The organism is Staphylococcus taiwanensis, assembly GCA_020544305.1.
Taxonomy (GTDB): Bacteria; Bacillota; Bacilli; order Staphylococcales; family Staphylococcaceae; genus Staphylococcus; species Staphylococcus taiwanensis.
The window spans coordinates 2036545-2059085 of sequence record CP058667.1 but is presented as its reverse complement, the minus strand read 5'-3'; the positions used below and the strand labels follow the sequence as shown (position 1 = coordinate 2059085).

Below are 22541 nucleotides of genomic sequence, written 5' to 3'. Positions count from 1 at the left end.
ATGTAAATCGTTAAGTGTATTATTACTAACAGGACTGTATTTAAATAGTTAAAACGTCTTATTTAACCTTTATATTACAAGGCGTTAACAATCAACTATTACGAAATAGGGTGTGCTACAGTATAAAAGAACAATAATACAAAACAACAAAGGAATGACAACATGAGAAATAAGACGCTTACAGTAACTTTAACTTCAATCGCAGCTTTTGCAGGAATTAGTGGAATCGCTAATGCCGAACATAGTCAAAATACAAACAATACAGTTCCAGCTCAACATATAAATGTATCTACTGATCAAAAACAACAAGAAACAGTAGCAGGTTTAACAGAAAAAGATATTGTTAAAGTTAAAGCAGGTGATACTTTATATCATATTGCTTTATCTCACAAGTTATCTTTAGAACAAGTATATGCGTATAACCCTGGCATAACTGCTCTCATTCATCCAGGTGATTTAATTGCCGTTAGCGATAAAGGTGCTGCTGAACTGGAAAATAGTAATGTGGATTATGCACAAACTTACACAGAATCTTATAGTGAGAATCATATAAGTGAAACGCCAGTAACACACTATCAAGGGGACAATAATTATAAAGTAACAACAACGAGTGCACCCGTTATACATCCATCTACAATTAAGACTTCATACACTAATACGTCATATAATGAGCCAACACATTACAATAATAAAGTAGTTGGAAACCAAGGAAATCATTATTACTTTGGTAATTGTACTTATTATGCGTTTGATCGTCGTCAACAATTAGGACGCTCTATTGGTAGTTATTGGGGCAATGCCAATAACTGGGCTTATTCTGCTAAAAATGCTGGGTTAGCTGTAGACAATCGCCCAGAGGTTGGTGCTATATTCCAAACTAACGCCGGATACTATGGACATGTAGGTGTAGTTGAACGTGTTAACCAAGATGGTTCAGTATATGTTTCAGAAATGAACTGGAATGGTAACTTCAATCATGTGACTAACAGAACAATTAAAAATGTTTCAAGTTATAACTTCATTCATTAGTGCGATTCAATATACTAGTTGATTTATAATATTAAAAATATGATTTAAATTTGTTTTTATATTTAAACCAAACGCATAACAGTTAATTGAACATGGGAACAATCAAATTAAACTATCTTTAGTTTTAATCGGCTTTGAGAGATGGAACAATGAATTCAGAATGAATTCGGTTCCATCTTTTTCTTTATATTTAAAAGGATGATAACGGTGTATGGAGTAATGCAATTGAGTTTATAATAAGAAAGATATCATATTCAATTTACTCATCATTTTTTTACTGTGTTTTTTTATTGACACTTTTCATTGAAATGTTGATTGGTATAATAAAAATAAGTATAATCTTTATTTAATAAAGTATGGAGGTAAGGTATCATGGGTGTGCATCAATATTTCAAAAGACTATCAGATTTAGAAAAATTAATTCGTTTACCAGGTAAATTTAAATATTTTGAACATAACGTTGCTGCGCATTCTTTTAAAGTGACTAAGATTGCACAATATTTAGCAACTGTAGAAGAACATCATGGCAATACAATTGACTGGAAGAGTTTATATGAAAAAGCACTTAATCATGATTTCGCTGAAGTCTTTACAGGAGATATAAAGACACCAGTTAAGTACGCTAGAACTGAGTTGAAAATGCTATTTTCACAAGTAGAAGAAGAAATGGTGGATACTTTTATCAATGAAGAAATACCCGAACCTTATCAAGATATTTATCGTAAAAGGCTACAAGAAGGCAAAGATGATTCATTAGAAGGACAAATTTTATCGGTAGCGGATAAAATTGATTTACTATATGAAACTTTTGGAGAAATACAAAAACGTAATCCTGAAGCATTATTTTTTGAAATTTATGAGCATAGTTTAGAAACAATCATGCAATTTGATCATTTACATTCTGTTCAAGATTTCATTGATAATGTAATTCCTGAAATGTTGACTGAAAACTTCATTCCTCGTGCAGAATTGCGTGAAACAACGATGGCAATTTTAGACCGAAGAAGAAGAAATGGGTGAAATCAATGATTTGGTACGCTTTAGCCGCATTCTTTCCATGTGTATTAGTTATTTTATTTAGTGTTATTACAAGAAGTAAGTGGGTCGGAGTCATTGTAACATTAATTTTAATAGCCACATCCATTTATAAAGGTTTTTTTCACAATGAATGGATTATTTTTATCGATGTAGTATCGTTATTAGCAGGATACGTCATTATTGATAATTTAGAATTTCATAAACATCAAGATTGAATGTATTCAAACAGAAAAATTGAATTTATATATAGACTGTTTTATAGTGTAGATGCACATATGAGATTGATAGGAACAGTAAGCGTAAATGTACATGGTGAGATTTTAAGGTTAGTATAATGTTAACCTAAGTCTCATCTTTTTTATATAAATGAATAAAGCATAAGTAATAAAAATACAAACGTAAGCGAACAAACGTTTGTATTTTTGTTTTGACTTTTGTTAAAATAGTGCTAAGTAAGCATATTTTTATCATATTAGGAAATAAATAAGAAAGTACATTACGACAAACAAGTAATATAGAGATTATAAACAATAGTGAAGCTGATTTTAATAAAGTGACATTGAATAAAATAAACTTAGTTAAGCAAATATATGATGCACATATAAAGTAATATAGCTATCTAAGACATTATAAATTGAGGAGGCGCTTGTCAGTATGGTGGAACATGTTCCATTTAAGCTAAATTCAGAGTTTGATCCACAAGGGGACCAACCTCAAGCAATTGAAAAAATAGTAAAAGGTGTTAAAGAAGGAAAGCGACATCAAACATTATTAGGAGCAACTGGTACAGGTAAAACATTTACGATGAGTAACGTAATTAAACAAGTTGGAAAGCCAACATTAATTATTGCACATAATAAAACCTTAGCTGGACAATTATATAGCGAGTTTAAAGAATTCTTTCCAGAAAATAGAGTAGAGTACTTTGTTAGTTACTATGACTACTATCAACCTGAAGCTTATGTCCCTTCTACTGATACATTTATTGAAAAAGATGCGTCAATTAATGATGAAATCGACCAATTACGCCACTCAGCAACAAGTGCATTATTTGAACGTGATGATGTGATAATCATCGCTAGTGTAAGTTGTATTTATGGTTTAGGTAATCCAGAAGAATATAAAGATTTAGTTGTAAGCGTACGTGTAGGAATGGAAATGGACCGTAGTGAGCTCTTACGTAAATTAGTCGATGTACAGTATTCAAGAAATGATATTGATTTCCAACGTGGTACATTTAGAGTACGTGGAGATGTAGTTGAAATTTTCCCGGCATCACGTGAAGAAATGTGTATTCGTGTAGAATTCTTTGGTGATGAAATTGATCGCATTCGTGAAGTTAATTATTTAACTGGAGAAGTTATTCGTGAACGCGAACATTTTGCGATATTCCCTGCATCTCACTTCGTTACACGTGAAGAGAAAATGAAAGTAGCTATTGAACGAATTGAAAATGAATTAGAAGAACGATTGAAAGAATTAAAAGATGAAAATAAATTATTAGAAGCACAGCGATTGGAACAACGAACAAACTATGATTTAGAAATGATGCGAGAAATGGGATTCTGTTCTGGTATTGAGAACTATTCTGTACATCTAACGTTAAGACCTCTTGGCTCAACACCCTATACATTATTAGACTATTTTGGCGACGATTGGTTAGTGATGATTGATGAGTCTCACGTAACATTACCACAAATTAGAGGGATGTTTAATGGTGACCGTGCGCGTAAGCAAGTACTTGTTGACCATGGCTTCCGTTTACCAAGTGCAATGGACAACCGACCATTAAAATTTGAAGAATTTGAACAAAAAACGAATCAACTTGTATATGTTTCAGCAACACCAGGACCATATGAAATTGAACATACCGATGAAATGGTAGAACAAATTATTCGTCCAACTGGATTGCTTGATCCTAAAATTGATGTGCGACCAACGAAAAATCAAATTGATGATTTATTGAGTGAGATTCAAGAGCGTATAGATAGAAATGAACGTGTTTTAGTAACTACATTAACTAAAAAAATGAGCGAAGATTTAACGACTTATATGAAAGAAGCGGGCATTAAAGTCAATTATTTACACTCTGAAATTAAAACATTAGAACGTATCGAAATTATCCGTGATTTACGTATGGGTACTTATGACGTAGTGGTGGGAATTAATTTACTAAGAGAAGGTATAGATATTCCTGAAGTATCTTTAGTAGTTATTTTAGATGCGGATAAGGAAGGTTTCTTACGTTCTAATCGTTCATTAATTCAAACGATTGGACGTGCAGCGCGTAATGAAAAAGGCGAAGTTATTATGTATGCTGATAAAATTACTGATTCAATGCAATATGCACTTGATGAAACACAACGTCGTCGAGATATACAAATGGCACACAATGAAAAGCATGGTATTACACCTAAAACGATAAACAAAAAAATTCATGACGTTATCAGTGCAACGGTTGATAACGATGAAACCAATGACCAACAACAAACAGCAGTACCAAAGAAAATGACTAAGAAAGAACGACAAAAAACGATTGAAAATATAGAAAAAGAAATGAAAAAAGCTGCTAAAGATTTAGACTTCGAAAGAGCGACTGAATTGAGAGATATGTTATTTGAATTAAAATCAGAAGGGTGACAGTTAAATGAAAGGACCAAGTATCGTAGTTAAAGGTGCTCGAGCACACAATTTAAAAGATATTGATATTGAACTTCCAAAAAATAAATTGATTGTCATGACTGGATTGTCAGGATCAGGTAAATCATCATTAGCATTTGATACGATTTATGCTGAAGGACAACGACGTTATGTTGAATCATTAAGTGCTTACGCACGACAATTTTTAGGACAAATGGATAAGCCAGATGTAGATACGATTGAAGGACTATCGCCAGCGATTTCAATTGATCAAAAGACGACAAGTAAAAACCCACGTTCCACTGTAGCGACTGTAACAGAAATATATGATTATATTCGATTATTATATGCACGTGTTGGAAAGCCTTATTGTCCTAATCATGGTATTGAGATTGAATCACAAACTGTTCAACAAATGGTTGACCGTATACTTGAATTAGAAGAACGAACTAAAATTCAAATTTTAGCGCCAGTCATTTCCCATAGAAAAGGAAGTCATGAGAAATTAATCGCTGATATTGGTAAAAAAGGTTATGTGCGATTAAGAGTAGATGGAGACATCGTTGACGTAAATGAAGTACCAGCATTAGATAAAAATAAAAATCATACTATCGAAGTTGTAGTAGACCGTTTAGTAGTTAAACCTGGTATTGAAACGCGTCTCGCAGATTCAATAGAAACTGGATTAGAATTAGCAGAAGGTAATATTACAGTCGATGTAATTGATGGTGAAGACCTTAAATTCTCTGAGAATCATGCTTGCCCAATTTGTGGCTTTTCTATTGGAGAATTAGAACCTAGAATGTTTAGTTTTAACAGTCCATTTGGCGCTTGCCCTACCTGTGATGGTCTAGGTCAAAGATTAACTGTTGATCTTGATTTAGTCGTCCCTGATCAAAATAAAACGTTAAACGAAGGTGCAATTGAACCTTGGGAACCTACAAGTTCTGACTTTTATCCAACGTTATTAAAACGTGTTTGTGAAGTGTATAAGATTAACATGGATAAACCATATAAAAAGCTTACAGACAGACAAAAAGACATTCTTATGAATGGCTCTGGAGACAAAGAAATTGATTTTTCTTTCCATAGTCGTAACGGTGGAACACGACATCGTAGAATGAAATTTGAAGGTGTACTTCCAAATATTGATCGCCGTTATCATGAATCACCATCAGAATATACACGTGAAGTGATGAGTAAATATATGACTGAATTACCATGTGAAACTTGTCACGGTAAACGTTTGAGTAAAGAAGCGTTATCTGTATACGTGGGTGGTTACAATATTGGTGAAGTAGTGGAACATTCTATTACGAATGCGTTGAAATATTATGAAAATATAGAGCTATCCGAACAAGATAGAGCAATAGCGAACCAAATTTTAAAAGAAATTATTTCACGATTATCTTTCTTAAACAATGTTGGGTTAGAATATTTAACGCTTAACCGTTCATCTGGTACCCTATCAGGCGGTGAGGCGCAACGTATTCGTTTAGCGACTCAAATTGGTTCACGCTTAACAGGAGTATTATATGTATTAGATGAGCCTTCCATCGGTTTACATCAGCGTGATAACGATAGATTGATTAGTACGTTGAAAGAAATGAGAGATTTGGGCAATACACTGATTGTAGTTGAACATGATGATGATACAATGCGTGCAGCAGACTATCTCGTCGATGTAGGCCCTGGCGCCGGCAACCATGGTGGCGAAATTGTTTCTAGTGGTACGCCAAATAAAGTGATGAAAGATAAAAAGTCACTTACTGGGCAATATTTAAGTGGTAAAAAGCGTATTGATGTACCAGAACACCGTCGTGAAATCACTGATCGTAAAATTAGCATTAAGGGAGCACGAAGTAATAACTTAAAAGGTGTCGACGTTGATGTTCCTTTATCAGTAATGACTGTTGTTACAGGTGTTTCAGGTTCTGGGAAAAGTTCTTTAGTAAATGAAGTGCTTTATAAATCATTAGCACAAAAAATTAATAAATCTAAAGTTAAACCAGGCGATTATGATAGTATCGAAGGCATTGATCAACTAGATAAAATTATAGACATTGATCAATCACCCATAGGTAGAACACCACGTTCAAATCCAGCAACCTATACAGGCGTTTTTGATGATATTCGTGATGTCTTTGCACAAACGAATGAAGCTAAAATTCGTGGTTATCAAAAAGGACGTTTTAGTTTCAATGTCAAAGGTGGCCGATGTGAAGCATGTAAAGGTGACGGTATCATTAAAATAGAAATGCACTTTTTACCAGATGTTTATGTTCCATGTGAAGTGTGCGATGGTAAACGTTACAATCGTGAAACTTTAGAAGTAACGTATAAAGGTAAAAATATTGCAGAAGTACTAGAAATGACAGTTGAAGAAGCGGCTTATTTCTTTGAAAATATTCCTAAAATTCATCGTAAACTTCAAACACTGGTAGATGTCGGTCTTGGTTATATTACATTAGGACAACAAGCAACTACCTTATCTGGTGGTGAAGCACAACGTGTGAAATTAGCATCAGAATTGCACAAACGTTCAACTGGACGTTCAATCTATATTCTAGATGAACCTACTACAGGTTTACATGTTGATGATATTAGTCGTCTGTTAAAAGTATTAAACCGTTTAGTTGAAAATGGAGATACTGTAGTAATTATTGAACATAATTTAGATGTAATTAAAACTGCGGATCATATTATTGATTTAGGTCCTGAAGGCGGCGACGGTGGTGGCACGATTGTAGCTACAGGAACACCAGAAGAAATTGCTGAGGTTGAATCTTCGTATACTGGTAAATATTTAAAACCAGTTCTTGAACGTGATAAAGTTGAATAAGGTTATAAGATAGTTGTAGCGTTTAAGATAAAATGAATATTGGTATGTTACGTTACAAATTTGCATTAACTGGCTGGCCTGAGAAAGCAATACTATCAAGTTTTTGTATAATTAACGCCTACATGTAGGAGTGGAACCAAGGATTCGACATGAATTCTGTTCCACTCCTTATTCTATTTATGATAATCAACACCAAATATCACTAGCAATGAAACATTTTGAAGAAGAATTCACCTTTTTTATATAAATAGTGACTTTATTTTTGATATGATAATAAATGAATCAATTCAAGTGAAAATTTTTGAGGTGAACTCATGTTAACGACAGAGAAATTAGTCAATTTATTGAAGTTAGAATTATTTACTGGAGAAAAAGGGTTACATAAACCTATTAAAAATACAGATATTTCAAGACCTGGTTTAGAAATGGCGGGATATTTTTCTCATTATGCTGCAGATCGTATTCAACTCTTAGGTACAACAGAATTATCATTTTATAATTTATTACCGGATGAAGAACGTCACGGACGTATGAGAAAACTATGTCGTCCTGAAACACCTGCAATTATTGTGACAAGAGGACTAGAACCACCACAAGAATTAATACAAGCTGCACAAGAAATGAACACACCTTTAATTGTATCTAAAGATGCGACGACAAGTTTAATGAGTCGTTTAACAACATTTTTAGAACATGAGTTAGCCAAAACGACTTCTCTACACGGTGTATTAGTAGATGTTTATGGTGTGGGTGTATTAATTACAGGAGACTCTGGTATTGGTAAAAGTGAAACAGCACTTGAATTAGTGAAACGTGGTCACCGTTTAGTAGCCGATGATAATGTCGAAATTCGTGAAATAACGAAAGATGAATTAATTGGCACACCGCCTAAATTAATTGAACATTTATTAGAAATTAGAGGTTTAGGTATTATCAATGTCATGACCCTATTTGGTGCGGGATCTATTCTTACACAGAAACAAATCAGATTAAATATAAACCTTGAAAATTGGGACAAAGATAAACTTTATGACCGTGTTGGATTGAATGAAGAAACGTTACAAATCCTTGATACAGAAATCACTAAAAAAACGATTCCTGTACGACCAGGACGAAATGTGGCAGTTATTATAGAAGTTGCAGCTATGAATTATCGCTTGAATATTATGGGTATTAATACTGCTGAAGAATTTAATCAACGTTTAAATGAAGAAATTTTAAGAAAAGGTCATCAAAGCAAGGAGAACTAAGTAATGATGTTTAATTTAAATTATGTTGATCCTACTGCGATTCATTTAGGACCATTAGCAATCAAATGGTATGGCATTATTATTGCTGTAGGTATCCTTATCGGGTATTTTATCGCACAAGAAAGTTTAAAGCATGTTGGCTTAGATAAAGATACATTAGTAGATGTCATTTTCTATAGCGCCATTTTTGGTTTTATTGTGGCACGTATTTATTTCGTCATTTTCCAATGGCCTTATTATATGGAGAATCCTACTGAGATACCGAAAATATGGCACGGTGGTATTGCAATACACGGTGGTCTTCTTGGTGGTTTCATTACAGGTATTATCGTTTGTAAAGTGAAAAACTTAAATCCATTTCAAATTGGTGATATCGTAGCGCCGAGTATAATATTAGCGCAAGGTATCGGACGTTGGGGCAATTTTATGAACCATGAGGCCCACGGTGGCCCAGTTTCGAAAGCGTTTTTAGAAAACTTACATATTCCTGACTTTATTATTCGAAATATGTATATAGAGGGTGTGTATTATCATCCGACATTTTTATATGAATCAGTCTGGGATGTACTAGGTTTCATCATTTTAATTACGCTAAGAAAACATTTAAAAGTTGGAGAAACGTTTACGTTATACTTAATATGGTATTCAATAGGTCGTTTCTTCGTAGAGGGTTTAAGAACAGACAGCTTGATGTTGACGAGTCACATTAGAGTAGCTCAACTCGTATCAGTTATACTTATTGTCTTAGGATTAGTAATTATGATTTATCGTCGTGTGAAATATCAACCACCATTATACAAAGAAGCAGGTCCATTAGCTTGGACTAACTCGAAAGAGAATGTTAAATAATGAGACGCTTAAATAAAGTTAACAGCCAATCTATTAATCCGTTATGGCGTATCTATCAATTTGTTCGTTTTCCAAGCGTCTTTAGAAACACACTTGTCATTGAAATAAGTCGCTTTATCCCTAATTTGAGACTTAAACGTTGGATTTATGTTCATTCTCTGAAAATGAAAATCGGACAGCACACGTCTTTAGCATATAAAGTCATGCCAGACATCTTTCATCCTCAGTTAATATCAATTGGCAATAATAGCGTAATTGGTTATAATACTACAATATTAACGCACGAGGTATTGGTAGACGAATATCGCTTTGGACCCGTAAACATAGGTCATGAAACCTTAATAGGAGCTAATTCGACGATTCTTCCTGGTATTAACATAGGTGATGATGTCATTGTTAAAGCCGGTACAGTCGTATCTAAAGACATTCCAGATCACGCTGTAGCGTTTGGCAATCCCATGCAAATAAAATATAAATAAAGAGAGGTGACAAAGTATGGCGCAAGATAACGATAAAATTATTTCCATGAAATTTGATGAAACATTCTATCGTAAAATGGCAGATCAAAAATATAAACAACAAGATTTTAATAAAGCAGCTGAATATTTCAGTAAAGTGCTTGATTTGTCACCGACTGATTTTGATATAAAGCTAAAATATGCTTATTGTTTAAATAAACTTAATTTAGGTAGACGTGCTGAAGCATTATTTTACGAAAGTATTATTAATGCAGATCATGTTGAAGATAGCTATTATCAATTAAGCCAACTAAACATTGATTTAAATGAGCCAAACAAGGCCTTCTTGTTTGGTATTAATTATGTAATTTTAACGCATGACAAAGCATTTCGAGAAGAACTCGAAAAAACGTTTGAAGTGTCTTATATGAGTGAAGAAAAAATTGAATTGGAAGCGCAACTCTTTGCTACACAAATATTATTCCAATATTTATTTTCACAAGGACGTTTAAAGGATGCAAAGGCATTTATTTTAAACAAGGATGAATCTTTACAAGAACATCGTGTTATTCGCAACTTACTTGCAATGTGTTATCTCTATTTAAGTGAATATGAAACCGCTAAAGAAATGTTTGAAGCGTTGTTAGCAGAAGATAACTCAGATGTACATGCATTATGTCATTATACTTTATTACTCTACAATACGAATGAAACTGAAAAATACCACAAATATTTAAAAATTTTGAGTAAAGTTGTACCGATGAATGATGACGAAAGTTTCAAACTTGGTATTGTCTTAAGTTATTTAAAACAGTATGAATCATCTCAACAAATTTTACTACCATTGTATAAGAAGGGGAAATTCGCTTCACTTCAAATGTTTAATGCACTGAGCTTTAACTATTATTACCTCGGAAATAAAGAACAGAGTAAAGCTTTTTGGGAAAAGCTACTTCATATCTCTAAAGTAGATGTAGGTTATGCGCCGTGGGTACTTGAGGAAAGTAAGCAAACATTTGAGTATAAAATATTACCTTTACTACAAGATGATGATAGTCATTATAGATTGTATGGTGTGTTCTTATTAAATCAACTTAATGGTAGTGAAATATTGATGACTGAAGAAATTTGGGCAATCTTAGAAACAATGAATGACTATGAAAAGTTGTACTTAACATATTTAGTTCAAGGCTTACATTTGAATAAACTTGATTTCATTCATCGTGGCTTAGTTAAGTTATATGAAACAGAGGAATTACAACAAGATACAGAACTTTTTGTAAGTTGGATTGATAAAGGCGAGGGTTTAATAGCAAATGAGGTTGATTTGAGTGACGTGGATAGATATGTAGCTGCACATGCTTATTTGTATCATCGTTATTGTGCTACGCATACAACTAAGAAGAAGATTTTAGAATTATTTAATGTATCCCGCTACAAATTAGATAATGCAATTGACCAATTGTTGAGCATATAAATTTAAAGATTTCGCAGAATAATATATAATGCGCATGTTAATAAAAACGTAGGAGGCATAAAAATGACTGAAGTAAATTATGATGTTGCGATTATCGGCGCTGGACCTGCTGGTATGACTGCAGCAGTTTATGCATCACGTGCAAATTTAAGCACTGTAATGATTGAAAGAGGTATGCCAGGTGGACAAATGGCTAATACTGAAGAAGTGGAGAACTTCCCTGGATTTGAAATGATTACGGGTCCAGACTTATCAACTAAAATGTTTGAACACGCTAAAAAATTTGGCGCTGAATATCAATATGGTGACATTAAATCTATTGAAGATAAAGGCGACTATAAAGTAATTAACCTTGGTAATAAAGAGATAACAGCACGTGCCGTTATTATTACTACTGGTGCTGAATATAAAAAAATTGGTGTGCCTGGTGAACAAGAATTAGGTGGACGCGGCGTAAGTTATTGTGCAGTATGTGATGGTGCCTTCTTTAAAAATAAAAATTTATTTGTTATCGGTGGTGGCGATTCAGCAGTTGAAGAAGGAGCGTTCCTTACTAAATTCGCTGACAAAGTGACAATTGTTCATAGAAGAGATGAACTAAGAGCACAAAAAATCCTACAAGATCGTGCCTTCAAAAATGAAAAAATTGATTTTATTTGGAGTCACACTTTAAAATCAATTAATGAAAAAGATGGTAAAGTTGGTTCAATAACACTTGTTTCAACTAAAGATGCTTCCGAACAAACATTAGATGCAGATGGTGTATTCATCTATATTGGTATGAAACCATTAACTGCACCTTTCACTAACTTAGGTATTACGAATGATATGGGTTATATTGTAACAGAAGATAATATGACTACATCAGTACCTGGTATCTTCGCAGCAGGAGATGTTCGAGATAAAGGACTACGTCAAATTGTAACAGCAACAGGTGATGGTAGTATTGCAGCACAAAGTGCAATTGACTACATTGAGGAATTAAAAGATAAAGCGTAATTCGTAAATATAGCTAGAGTAATGTCTTTCTTCAAAATAACGAAGTGAAATGGACATTAGCTCTAGCTTTTTTAATGATTATATTTTTAAATTATTAAATCATTTTGAGAAAAGTTACGATAGATTAAACATGTGATATTATGATTATAAATTAAAGATAAATAGACAATAACGACTTAAATATATAAGACGAACTAGGCGGTGCCATAATAATGAATTATACAGACAATGAAATGAGTAAAAGCGAATTATTAGTAGTTACCGGATTATCCGGAGCCGGTAAGACAGTAGTAATCCAATGCTTAGAAGATATCGGTTTCTTTTGCGTAGATAACTTGCCACCTATTTTACTTCCAAAATTTGTAGAATTAATGGAACAAGGAAATCCTTCTTTACAAAAGGTAGCCATCGCAATCGATTTACGTGGTAAAGAGTTATTCAAATCATTAGTAGAAGAAATCGATGCAATTAAAAGTCGTAATGATGTTATTGTAGATGTCATGTTTTTAGAAGCAGATACAGAGAAGCTAATTTCTAGATATAAAGAATCTCGTCGTGCACACCCACTTAATGAAAATGGACAAATGTCGCTCATTGACTCCATTTTAGAAGAAAGACAAATGTTATCTAGAATTCGTACAATCGCAAATTATATTGTAGATACTACAAATCTAAAAACGAAGGAATTAAAAGAAAGAGTTAAGAAGAAATTTGAAGATGAAAACTTTAAATCCTTCAGTATTAATGTTACAAGCTTTGGATTTAAACACGGTATTCAAAAAGATGCAGATTTAGTGTTTGATGTGCGTTTCTTACCTAATCCATATTATGTTGAAGACTTGAGACCGATGACTGGAGAAGATGAACCTGTCTATAATTATGTTATGAAATGGAAAGAGACAGAAATTTTTTATGAAAAATTAATGGATTTATTAAAATTCATGATTCCAGGGTATAAAAAAGAGGGTAAATCACAATTAGTGATTGCGATGGGTTGTACGGGAGGACAACATCGCTCAGTTGCTCTTGCGAAACGAATCGGTGAAGAGCTAAGAGACATATTTGATTATAATGTTTATGTACATCATCGAGATGCACATATCGAAAGTGGCGTGAAAAAATGAAACAATTAAAAATCGTACTGATTGGTGGAGGTACTGGCCTGTCGGTATTAGCTAGGGGGTTAAGAGAATACCCCATTGATATAACTGCTATAGTTACAGTTGCCGATGATGGCGGTAGTACTGGCAAAATCCGTAGTGAAATGGATATACCAGCACCCGGAGATATTAGAAATGTAATTGCGGCATTAAGTGATGCTGAGCCAATATTGGAAGAAATATTTCAATATCGTTTTAAAGAGAACCAAATTGAAGGTCATTCATTAGGCAATTTATTATTAGCTGCCTTAACAAATATAAAGAATGACTTTGGGCATGCGGTTAAAGAATTAAGTAAAATATTAAACATTAAAGGGAAAGTCATTCCATCAACAAATACTAATGTTAAGTTAAATGCTGTTTTAGAAGATGGAGAAATTGTACATGGTGAATCGAAAATTCCAAAAAAGAATAAACGCATTGATCGCGTATATTTAGAGCCTGAAAATGTTGAGCCTATGGAAGAAGCCATTGACGCACTAGAAGAAGCTGATTTAATTGTTATGGGTCCGGGTTCGCTTTATACAAGTGTCATTTCTAATTTATGTGTTAAAGGTATGTCAGATGCAATTTTAAGTTCAAAAGCACCTAAATTATATATATCTAATGTAATGACGCAACCGGGGGAAACAACTGGCTATGACGTCGTAGATCATATAGAAGCAATACATAAACATGCTGGTAAACCTTTTATAGATTATGTTATTTGCAGTGAAGATAAATATGATGACGAGGTGCTAGAGCGTTATAAAGAACGTAATGCTACACCAGTTGCTATGAATGAAGATAGAATCACAGAGCATCATATTAAAATGATTACATCTTCAAATTTAGTTGAAATTTCTGACCAACATTTGGTCCGACATAATACTAAAGTATTAGCGAAATTGATTTATGATTTAGCACTTGAAATGACAAGTACAATTCAATTCCAACCGAAAAATAATTCCTTCTAATCTTGTAGATAATTATGTTATGATAAATTGCATATGTTTATTAATAGAAGTATTTGTACGAATGATAAGTGAGATAGAATGTTAATTGCATATGTTTATAACGAGATTAGAGGAGGGTATTTGTGATGAGTTTTGCTTCAGAGATGAAAAATGAATTAACACGTATAGAAGTAGATGAAGCCAATGCTAAGGCAGAGCTTAGCGCGTTAATTCGTATGAACGGTGCACTTAGCCTATCTAATCAACAATTTGTAATTAATGTTCAAACAGAAAATGCTACCACAGCAAGACGAATATATTCACTTATTAAGCGTATATTTAATGTGGAAGTTGAAATTTTAGTACGTAAAAAAATGAAACTAAAGAAAAATAATATTTATATATGCCGTACAAAAGTACGTGCAAAGGAAATACTAGATGAACTTGGCATTTTGAAAAATGGTATTTTTGTACATGACATTGATGCAAGTATGATTCAAGATGATGAAATGCGCAGAAGTTATTTACGTGGTGCGTTTTTAGCTGGTGGCTCAGTTAATAATCCAGAGACATCTTCGTATCATTTAGAAATTTTTTCACAATATGAGAACCATTCTGAAGGTTTAACTAAGTTAATGAATAGCTATGGTTTGAATGCTAAACATCTAGAACGTAAAAAGGGTAGTATCGCTTATTTGAAAGAAGCAGAAAAAATATCAGATTTTCTAAGTTTGATAGGTGGTTATCAAGCTTTGTTAAAATTTGAGGATGTACGAATTGTTAGGGATATGAGAAATTCTGTTAACCGATTAGTTAATTGCGAGACAGCTAATTTAAATAAAACAGTAAGTGCGGCCATGAAACAGGTAGAGAGTATTCAATTAATCGATCAAGAAATTGGCTTGGATAATTTACCAGATCGTTTAAGAGAAATTGCTAAACTTCGTGTAGAGCATCAAGAAATTTCGTTGAAAGAATTGGGTGAAATGGTTTCTACGGGTGCCATTTCTAAATCCGGTGTTAACCATCGATTGAGAAAATTAAATGAACTTGCTGATAAAATACGAAGTGGCGAAAAAATAGAATTATAAAGTTAAAGAGTCGGGACAAATTTATAGTAAAAGACTACATTGTCATTTCGCAGTAGCGGACTGAGCTGAGAATGCACTTTAAATCAAGCTTTACTCAGATCTAGTCATTCTTGCGAGGTGGGGGAGCCCTAGCAAAGAGAATTTCCCAAAGAAATTCTACAAGTAAAGCAAGTTGGGAGTACGACGAATTCAGAAGAATTCTGTTCTAGTCTCTTTCATTACAAAAAATAAATTTCATATGGTGTTTTACCATAAGGCAAAATAAAAAGAACGCCCTCATAACAGCGTTCTCAGTTTGAAAATAGTTGTAATTTAAAGTGATTAGCCCCCTCGAGAGGAATCGAACCTCTATCTTAAGAACCGGAATCTTACGTGCTATCCATTACACTACGAGGAGTTAAAAAGTAAAAAATCCGAATTTCTGTACTATTTGTTAATTTAAAAGTACAATCTGTATGTAGTTTATAGTGTACAAAATATTTTAAAATATGGTCAAATTTTATGGAAGAGTGAGTTTAATTTTTGACCATTTTTGACTTTTGATGTAAAATACAAAATAACAGTTAATCATAAGGAGGAAATATAAATGAATTTAATTCCTACAGTTATTGAAACAACAAATCGTGGAGAACGTGCGTATGACATTTACTCTCGTTTATTAAAAGACCGCATCATCATGTTAGGCTCTGCTATTGATGACAATGTAGCAAATTCAATTGTATCACAATTGCTATTCTTACAAGCGCAAGACTCTGAGAAAGATATCTATTTATATATCAACTCTCCAGGTGGTAGTGTCACAGCTGGTTTCGCAATTTATGATACAATTCAACATATAAAACCAGACGTACAAACAATTTGTATTGGTATGGCAGCTTCAATGGGATCATTCTTACTTGCTGCTGGTGCTAAAGGTAAACGTTTTGCATTACCAAATGCTGAAGTAATGATTCACCAACCACTAGGTGGTGCACAAGGTCAAGCAACTGAAATTGAAATTGCTGCTAACCACATCTTAAAAACACGTGAAAAATTAAACAGAATTTTAGCTGAACGTACAGGTCAAAGCATTGAAAAAATTCAACAAGATACTGACCGTGATAATTTCTTAACAGCTGATGAAGCGAAAGAATATGGCTTAATCGATAACGTAATGCAACCTGAAGATCAAAACGCATAATATCATTATTTTTGAATTATAATATATATAATTAGCTCCCTTCGAAGTAGACAATGAATGAACACTTTGAAGGGAGCTTTTTTATGGTTACAATTGCTTTTATTGACGTTTGCGATTTTGAGATGAACTTTTCAAGAATAATTGTATTGAGATAGCAAGAAGTACTAAGCCTACAATAATGAATAAAATAGACATTAAGATAATTATAAAATCATGTTCGAATGCAAAAATCCCATTTAATATAAGAAAGATACTAGCAATCATTAGTAAAATATAAGTTAATTTATTGTCATTCATATTTCAAAAACTCCTATGACTATTAGTCAATTAAATCTTCAAGTGCTAGCTTCAAATTAGGATATTTAAAGTTAAAACCTAATGCATCCAGTTTGTTAGGTAAAACTTTTTGAGTATCTAGTACAACTGTTGACATCTCACCTAAAACAGCTCTCATAGCTAGTGAAGGCGCCCATGTTTCATGAGGTTTATGCATTGTACGCGCAAGTGTATAACCAAATAAATTTTGACGTTCTGCAATTGGTGAAGCGAGATTGAAAGGACCTTTAGCTTGTGGATGATCAATAATGAACAGTATAGCGCTAACTAAGTCCTCGATATGAATCCAAGAATACCATTGGAAACCAGAACCTAATTTACCGCCAACGAAGTATTTATACGGTAATTTCATAGTTTGTAGTGCGCCACCATCAGCAGATAAAATCATGCTAAATCTTCCTAGTACAACACGTGTTCCAAATGCTTCGAAACGTTTAGCGAATCGTTCCCATTGATAAACAACATCAGATAAAAAGTCAAAAGGAAGCGTTTGGTACATTTCAGTGTAACTATGATATAGATTTGGTGGATAATAGCCCATAGCGCTAGCGTTAAAGAGTACTTCAGGTTTATGTTCTCTTTGAGTAAATAAATCAACCAGTGCTTGTGTGGACTGTATACGACTTGTCATAATGAGTTGTTTATAAGACGGTGTCCAACGTTTATTTAAAGTTGCACCTGCTAAGTTAATAACTACATCTATATCAGGAACTTGATCTTCCCATCCTTCTTTAGACCAATTAACATATGAAATTTTAGGTTCATCACTTTCCTTGTCACTACGCGTTAGGATAGTAACGTGTACGTCTTGTTTTTTTAATTCATTTACTAAATGACTACCGACCATTCCAGTTCCACCAGTAATTAAGAATTGTCTCATATATACACCTCTGTTAATTTTTTAATTAAGATATTCATTTTTATTATTTACAACTAATAAATGATGTTCAAAAAATATACAATGATTAGTCAATAATATGTCATTTCTTATGCTGTAAACCGGATTTAATTTTATATAAGTTAAGTTATAATAAAGTTGTACCTTCGCTATAGATGATTTCAACATCTTTTAGTTAAATGAGTATACCCCATAAAATATACAAACGAAGGTCAATTTTGACTCCCTTTAGTAGTAGCCCATGCGAGAAACGTATGGGCCTTTTATATGTCTATTATAATACTAAATATAAAAGATTAAGAATAATATGATTAAAGAAACGACAATGATTGAAATGAATAAGAAATCAAATTTGGAAGAATTTGAATCATCATAATTGTCATTATTAATCATCATTGATTTTAATCCACGATTTGGTACTTTATCATCTTCAAATATATCTTTCGAAAAATTTTGTCGCATCTATATCACACTTTCAAATTAAAATAAAATTTAGATTAATAGTGTTTGTATTTACTTATGATGTTATCATATATAAGTGATTATATATCAATTTGTTTTCATCTCCTAATCCTTTTAATATCATTTTCAAGAGATTTGTTGTAAAATAATATGCTACATTCAGGGGACTGTAAAGAATATCTAAAAGTGAGGTAGCTTATGTCTAAGAAGAATAGAAATAGAGAAGACTTTGAAGAGCCGGAAAAGAAAAAAATGAGTGGTATTTCGAAAGTAATTAGTACTGTCATTGTTCTCCTTTTACTAGGTGGATTGGCTTTTGCGATTTTTTCTTTTGTAGATCATTCCAATAGAGCAAATGAACGTTTAAATAATCAGTCAACAGAAGAACATAAAGATAAAAAAGAAAAAACGAAAGAAGATAAAAAGACGAGTGAAGATAAGAAAACAACCGAAGATAATAATGGTGATGATAAAGCTACTCAACAAAACGCAGTGAAACAATCACCACAGACAGAACAACGTCAAACACATCAAGCAACACCATCTACTCAAGAAAAAACTACGAAACAAGCGACAACACAAGAAAAACAACCTACAAAACAATCTTCAGAAGAAGCAACTACTGAAGAAAAAGCTACGAAAGAAGATACATCTAAAAAAGAACCTAGCACAGAAGAGCAAGCATCTGAAGAAAAGGATACTGATGCTAATAGTAATAGCAATAATGATAAAGCAAGTAACCAAAGCGATAGCACAGAATCAGATAAATCAAATAACACTACAAATAATGATAGTGATCATAATAATCAAACTTCACAAAGTAATCAATCAAATGCTCAAAATAGCACACAACAAACACAACAGTCACCACAGACACAACAAAAGACAACAACACAATCATCTACGAAACAAACTGCGACACAACAATCAGTGCAAAGCAGTAGTGCACAATCACGAAGTAATTCATCACAACAATCATCAAGTGATGATAACTAACGTTATATAAATAACTGTCCAGGTTAATAAAATTTATCAAGTTAAATAAGTTGGAGTGAAACGACGAAATGATTTTAAAAATTCCGTTTCACTCCTTTTTTACAATTGTTGCCATTGATAATAAATACTGAATGATATATAAACAGAATTTGTAATTCAATATATCTTCATAAAACGTTAAAATATCCAATTCAATAAAAACGTTAATATAATTGAAAGTAAAACTGAAATGAATATTGAAGAAAGACAACCAAAAGGACAGCCACATCCATAACGATAATGAACTGAATAATTGTTGGTTTCATGATTGTTTCTATCATTGAAATAGTCATCATCTTTATATCTACGATCAGAAGGGTCAATAACCTCTACATCATTCGAATTTTCTCGTGTCATGTCATAGCCTCCCCACATTTTTTATTTAATTGTATATGAAAATTTTAAAAAGATAAAAATAATGAATCGCAAGTCGAAAAAGAATACAATTTCGTTTTTAAGGGTAATATTTAAAAATAAGAGAAATTATCTATGGAAATACGCGATTGATAGTGATATTTTACTTAAAATAGCGAATTTTACAGATAATTTTAAATATTAGAGTTTTTCTCTTGCAATTTCATAAACACAATAGTACTATTGCAAGTGTAAGAGGTTGGATTTTGTCCCAGGCGGGACGTAATTGGTCAACCCACTTCTATACTATTGGTTACCTTTTAGATATAAAGGAGGAAGGTAGTAGTGAAAGACCTGATTAAAATACAGCAAAAGTTGATACCTGATTTAATCGATAAAATGTATCGTCGCTTTTCTATCTTAACTACTATCTCAAACAATCAACCAGTAGGAAGAAGAAGCCTTAGTGAACATATGGATATTACAGAACGCGTATTAAGATCTGAAACGGATATGTTGAAAAAGCAAGATCTAATCCAAGTTAAATCAACCGGAATGGAAATTACTGATGAAGGCACTGAAGTTTTAAAACAACTTAATGATTACTTTAATGTTTATACAGATGATAATCAGTTGGCCGAACAAATTAAATCGAATTTTAATATTAAAGAAGTTCATGTGATACCAGGTGATTCAGATAGTCAAGAAAATGTTAAGTCTGAAATGGGAAGACAAGCTGGACAATTACTTGAAAGTATTTTATACGAGGATGCAATTGTATCGGTAACGGGTGGTTCAACAATGGCTAATGTTAGTCGTGCAATGCACTTGCTACCATTTAATGTATTTTTCGTTCCAGCTCGTGGTGGTCTTGGTGAAAATATGGTCTACCAAGCGAATACGATTTCAGCTAGCATGGCCCAACAGACTGGTGGCTATTACACAACACTATATGTACCAGATAATGTGAGCGAATCTACTTACAATACATTATTAATGGAACCTTCCGTGGTACATACATTAGATAAAATTAAGCAAGCAAATATAACAATTCACGGTATTGGTGATGCGCTGAAGATGGCGCGTCGTAGACAATCGTCAGATGAAGTGATTGAAAGCCTTCAACATCACCAAGCCGTTGCAGAAGCTTTCGGTTACTATTTTGACTCTCAAGGAAATGTAGTCTACAAAGTGAAGACGATTGGACTACAGCTTGAAGATTTAGAAACCAAAGATTTTATATTCGCTGTTGCAGGAGGGCAATCTAAAGGAGAAGCAATTAAAGCTTACTTAAGTATTGCACCTAAAAACACAGTATTAATCACTGATGAAGCAGCAGCAAAAGTAATATTAAATAAGTAATAAAAAGTTAATAGCTTTTTAAATATCATTTTAAAGGAGGCCATTATAATGGCAGTAAAAGTAGCAATTAATGGTTTTGGTAGAATTGGTCGTTTAGCATTCAGAAGAATTCAAGACGTAGAAGGTATTGAAGTAGTTGCAGTAAACGACTTAACAGACGACGAAATGTTAGCTCATTTATTAAAATATGACACTATGCAAGGTCGTTTCACAGGAGAAGTTGAAGTTATCGATGGTGGTTTCCGCGTAAATGGTAAAGAAGTTAAATCATATGAAGAACCAGACGCAAGCAAATTACCATGGGGCGACTTAGACATCGATGTTGTATTAGAATGTACTGGTTTCTACACTGAAAAAGAAAAAGCAGAAGCACACATCAATGCAGGTGCTAAAAAAGTATTAATCTCTGCACCAGCTAAAGGTGACGTTAAAACAATCGTATTCAACACTAACCATAAAGACTTAGATGGTTCAGAAACAGTTGTTTCAGGTGCTTCATGTACTACTAACTCATTAGCACCAGTTGCTAAAGTATTAAGTGACGAATTTGGTTTAGTTGAAGGTTTAATGACTACTATCCACGCTTACACTGGTGACCAAATGACTCAAGATGGTCCTCATAAAAAAGGCGACAAACGTCGTGCACGTGCAGCAGCTCAAAACATCGTACCTAACTCAACAGGTGCTGCCAAAGCTATCGGTAAAGTTATCCCTGAAATCGATGGTAAATTAGACGGTGGTGCACAACGTGTACCAGTTGCTACAGGTTCATTAACTGAAGTAACAGTTGTATTAGAAAAAGACGTAACAGTTGAAGACGTTAACAAAGCAATGAAAAACGCTTCAAACGAATCATTCGGTTACACTGAAGACGAAATCGTATCTTCAGATGTAGTAGGTATGACTTACGGTTCATTATTCGACGCTACACAAACTCGTGTAATGTCAGTAGGCGACCGTCAATTAGTTAAAGTTGCAGCTTGGTATGACAATGAAATGTCTTACACTGCTCAATTAGTTCGTACTTTAGAATATTTAGCAGAATTATCTAAATAATTTAGAAGCATAGTTAAATAAACTTGTGCTCAGTACACTTGTACAAATTATTGAAATAAGTTAGCTTATGAGTAAGCGGGGAGCACTAAC

At 33.2% G+C, this 22541-nt stretch carries 21 protein-coding genes and 1 tRNA gene; 17 read left to right on the top strand and 5 right to left on the bottom strand.

Annotated features, from left to right (window positions below; genetic code table 11):
- The first annotated feature begins 162 nt into the window (after positions 1–162).
- The 13 genes from HYI43_09885 to whiA all read left to right on the top strand — a co-directional run bounded on the left by HYI43_09885 (position 163) and on the right by whiA (position 15768).
- Positions 163–1029, top strand: coding sequence for a CHAP domain-containing protein (locus HYI43_09885; protein ID UDI78845.1), 867 nt, complete (start codon positions 163–165; stop codon positions 1027–1029).
- 372 nt (positions 1030–1401) lie between these two features.
- Positions 1402–2049, top strand: a complete 648-nt coding sequence (locus HYI43_09880; GenBank protein UDI78844.1) for an HD domain-containing protein — start codon at positions 1402–1404, stop codon at positions 2047–2049.
- Positions 2050–2054: 5 nt separating this feature from the next.
- Positions 2055–2282, top strand: a complete 228-nt coding sequence (locus tag HYI43_09875) for a CsbA family protein (GenBank protein UDI78843.1) — start codon at positions 2055–2057, stop codon at positions 2280–2282.
- Positions 2283–2721: 439 nt separating this feature from the next.
- Positions 2722–4707 (top strand): excinuclease ABC subunit UvrB, encoded by a 1986-nt coding sequence (gene uvrB / locus HYI43_09870; protein ID UDI78842.1) that lies wholly within the window; start codon positions 2722–2724, stop codon positions 4705–4707.
- Positions 4708–4714: 7 nt separating this feature from the next.
- On the top strand, positions 4715–7549 hold the full coding sequence (uvrA, locus tag HYI43_09865; GenBank protein ID UDI78841.1) for an excinuclease ABC subunit UvrA: 2835 nt from the start codon (positions 4715–4717) through the stop codon (positions 7547–7549).
- A gap of 314 nt (positions 7550–7863) precedes the next feature.
- Positions 7864–8799, top strand: a complete 936-nt coding sequence (locus tag HYI43_09860; protein ID UDI78840.1) for an HPr kinase/phosphorylase — start codon at positions 7864–7866, stop codon at positions 8797–8799.
- A gap of 3 nt (positions 8800–8802) precedes the next feature.
- Positions 8803–9648, top strand: coding sequence for a prolipoprotein diacylglyceryl transferase (locus tag HYI43_09855; protein ID UDI78839.1), 846 nt, complete (start codon positions 8803–8805; stop codon positions 9646–9648).
- Complete coding sequence (locus HYI43_09850; GenBank protein UDI78838.1) at positions 9648–10127, top strand: acyltransferase; 480 nt, start codon at positions 9648–9650, stop codon at positions 10125–10127. The genes HYI43_09855 and HYI43_09850 overlap by 1 nt, the downstream gene beginning before the upstream one ends.
- Before the next feature lie 16 nt (positions 10128–10143).
- Positions 10144–11583, top strand: a complete 1440-nt coding sequence (locus HYI43_09845; protein ID UDI78837.1) for a tetratricopeptide repeat protein — start codon at positions 10144–10146, stop codon at positions 11581–11583.
- 63 nt (positions 11584–11646) lie between these two features.
- The gene (gene trxB / locus HYI43_09840) at positions 11647–12582 is read left to right on the top strand and encodes a thioredoxin-disulfide reductase (protein ID UDI78836.1); all 936 of its coding nucleotides are present in this window, start codon (positions 11647–11649) and stop codon (positions 12580–12582) included.
- A gap of 212 nt (positions 12583–12794) precedes the next feature.
- Positions 12795–13706, top strand: a complete 912-nt coding sequence (rapZ, locus tag HYI43_09835; GenBank protein UDI78835.1) for an RNase adapter RapZ — start codon at positions 12795–12797, stop codon at positions 13704–13706.
- On the top strand, positions 13703–14698 hold the full coding sequence (locus HYI43_09830; GenBank protein ID UDI78834.1) for a YvcK family protein: 996 nt from the start codon (positions 13703–13705) through the stop codon (positions 14696–14698). Before rapZ ends, HYI43_09830 begins: the two co-directional genes overlap by 4 nt.
- A gap of 125 nt (positions 14699–14823) precedes the next feature.
- On the top strand, positions 14824–15768 hold the full coding sequence (gene whiA / locus HYI43_09825; protein ID UDI78833.1) for a DNA-binding protein WhiA: 945 nt from the start codon (positions 14824–14826) through the stop codon (positions 15766–15768).
- A gap of 325 nt (positions 15769–16093) precedes the next feature.
- Here the strand turns inward: whiA and HYI43_09820 are convergent.
- Positions 16094–16165, bottom strand: a tRNA-Arg gene (locus HYI43_09820).
- Positions 16166–16354: 189 nt separating this feature from the next.
- Here HYI43_09820 and clpP point away from each other — a divergent pair.
- Positions 16355–16948 carry an ATP-dependent Clp endopeptidase proteolytic subunit ClpP gene (gene clpP, locus HYI43_09815; GenBank protein ID UDI78832.1) on the top strand — a complete coding sequence of 198 codons (594 nt, stop codon included), beginning with the start codon at positions 16355–16357 and terminating at the stop codon, positions 16946–16948.
- A gap of 99 nt (positions 16949–17047) precedes the next feature.
- Here clpP and HYI43_09810 read toward each other — a convergent pair whose 3' ends face one another.
- From HYI43_09810 to HYI43_09800, 3 genes are all read right to left on the bottom strand, one after another.
- Positions 17048–17245 (bottom strand): hypothetical protein, encoded by a 198-nt coding sequence (locus tag HYI43_09810; GenBank protein ID UDI78831.1) that lies wholly within the window; start codon positions 17243–17245, stop codon positions 17048–17050.
- A 22-nt stretch (positions 17246–17267) separates the two neighbouring features.
- Positions 17268–18164, bottom strand: a complete 897-nt coding sequence (locus HYI43_09805; GenBank protein UDI78830.1) for a TIGR01777 family protein — start codon at positions 18162–18164, stop codon at positions 17268–17270.
- Between the two features lie 300 nt (positions 18165–18464).
- A complete protein-coding gene (locus tag HYI43_09800; protein ID UDI78829.1) occupies positions 18465–18644 on the bottom strand; it encodes a hypothetical protein in 180 nt (59 codons plus the stop codon).
- A gap of 198 nt (positions 18645–18842) precedes the next feature.
- Between HYI43_09800 and HYI43_09795 the strand changes: the two genes are divergently transcribed.
- On the top strand, positions 18843–19640 hold the full coding sequence (locus HYI43_09795) for a DUF4887 domain-containing protein (protein UDI78828.1): 798 nt from the start codon (positions 18843–18845) through the stop codon (positions 19638–19640).
- A 177-nt stretch (positions 19641–19817) separates the two neighbouring features.
- On the opposite strand, the gene HYI43_09790 is transcribed toward HYI43_09795, so the two are convergent.
- Positions 19818–20036 (bottom strand): hypothetical protein, encoded by a 219-nt coding sequence (locus HYI43_09790; GenBank protein UDI78827.1) that lies wholly within the window; start codon positions 20034–20036, stop codon positions 19818–19820.
- 342 nt (positions 20037–20378) lie between these two features.
- On the opposite strand from HYI43_09790, the gene HYI43_09785 reads away from it, so the two are divergent.
- Positions 20379–21395, top strand: coding sequence for a sugar-binding transcriptional regulator (locus tag HYI43_09785; protein ID UDI78826.1), 1017 nt, complete (start codon positions 20379–20381; stop codon positions 21393–21395).
- Between the two features lie 48 nt (positions 21396–21443).
- Positions 21444–22451 carry a type I glyceraldehyde-3-phosphate dehydrogenase gene (gap, locus tag HYI43_09780; protein ID UDI78825.1) on the top strand — a complete coding sequence of 336 codons (1008 nt, stop codon included), beginning with the start codon at positions 21444–21446 and terminating at the stop codon, positions 22449–22451.
- The last annotated feature ends 90 nt before the right edge of the window (positions 22452–22541 follow it).

Bases quoted from the DNA above. Each gene is read 5' to 3' on its own strand.
- HYI43_09885 (UDI78845.1), top strand. From the start codon at position 163: ATGAGAAATAAGACGCTTACAGTAACTTTAACTTCAATCGCAGCTTTT.
- HYI43_09880 (UDI78844.1), top strand. From the start codon at position 1,402: ATGGGTGTGCATCAATATTTCAAAAGACTATCAGATTTAGAAAAATTA.
- HYI43_09875 (UDI78843.1), top strand. From the start codon at position 2,055: ATGATTTGGTACGCTTTAGCCGCATTCTTTCCATGTGTATTAGTTATT.
- uvrB (UDI78842.1), top strand. From the start codon at position 2,722: ATGGTGGAACATGTTCCATTTAAGCTAAATTCAGAGTTTGATCCACAA.
- uvrA (UDI78841.1), top strand. From the start codon at position 4,715: ATGAAAGGACCAAGTATCGTAGTTAAAGGTGCTCGAGCACACAATTTA.
- HYI43_09860 (UDI78840.1), top strand. From the start codon at position 7,864: ATGTTAACGACAGAGAAATTAGTCAATTTATTGAAGTTAGAATTATTT.
- HYI43_09855 (UDI78839.1), top strand. From the start codon at position 8,803: ATGATGTTTAATTTAAATTATGTTGATCCTACTGCGATTCATTTAGGA.
- HYI43_09850 (UDI78838.1), top strand. From the start codon at position 9,648: ATGAGACGCTTAAATAAAGTTAACAGCCAATCTATTAATCCGTTATGG.
- HYI43_09845 (UDI78837.1), top strand. From the start codon at position 10,144: ATGGCGCAAGATAACGATAAAATTATTTCCATGAAATTTGATGAAACA.
- trxB (UDI78836.1), top strand. From the start codon at position 11,647: ATGACTGAAGTAAATTATGATGTTGCGATTATCGGCGCTGGACCTGCT.
- rapZ (UDI78835.1), top strand. From the start codon at position 12,795: ATGAATTATACAGACAATGAAATGAGTAAAAGCGAATTATTAGTAGTT.
- HYI43_09830 (UDI78834.1), top strand. From the start codon at position 13,703: ATGAAACAATTAAAAATCGTACTGATTGGTGGAGGTACTGGCCTGTCG.
- whiA (UDI78833.1), top strand. From the start codon at position 14,824: ATGAGTTTTGCTTCAGAGATGAAAAATGAATTAACACGTATAGAAGTA.
- clpP (UDI78832.1), top strand. From the start codon at position 16,355: ATGAATTTAATTCCTACAGTTATTGAAACAACAAATCGTGGAGAACGT.
- HYI43_09810 (UDI78831.1), bottom strand. From the start codon at position 17,245: ATGAATGACAATAAATTAACTTATATTTTACTAATGATTGCTAGTATC.
- HYI43_09805 (UDI78830.1), bottom strand. From the start codon at position 18,164: ATGAGACAATTCTTAATTACTGGTGGAACTGGAATGGTCGGTAGTCAT.
- HYI43_09800 (UDI78829.1), bottom strand. From the start codon at position 18,644: ATGCGACAAAATTTTTCGAAAGATATATTTGAAGATGATAAAGTACCA.
- HYI43_09795 (UDI78828.1), top strand. From the start codon at position 18,843: ATGTCTAAGAAGAATAGAAATAGAGAAGACTTTGAAGAGCCGGAAAAG.
- HYI43_09790 (UDI78827.1), bottom strand. From the start codon at position 20,036: ATGACACGAGAAAATTCGAATGATGTAGAGGTTATTGACCCTTCTGAT.
- gap (UDI78825.1), top strand. From the start codon at position 21,444: ATGGCAGTAAAAGTAGCAATTAATGGTTTTGGTAGAATTGGTCGTTTA.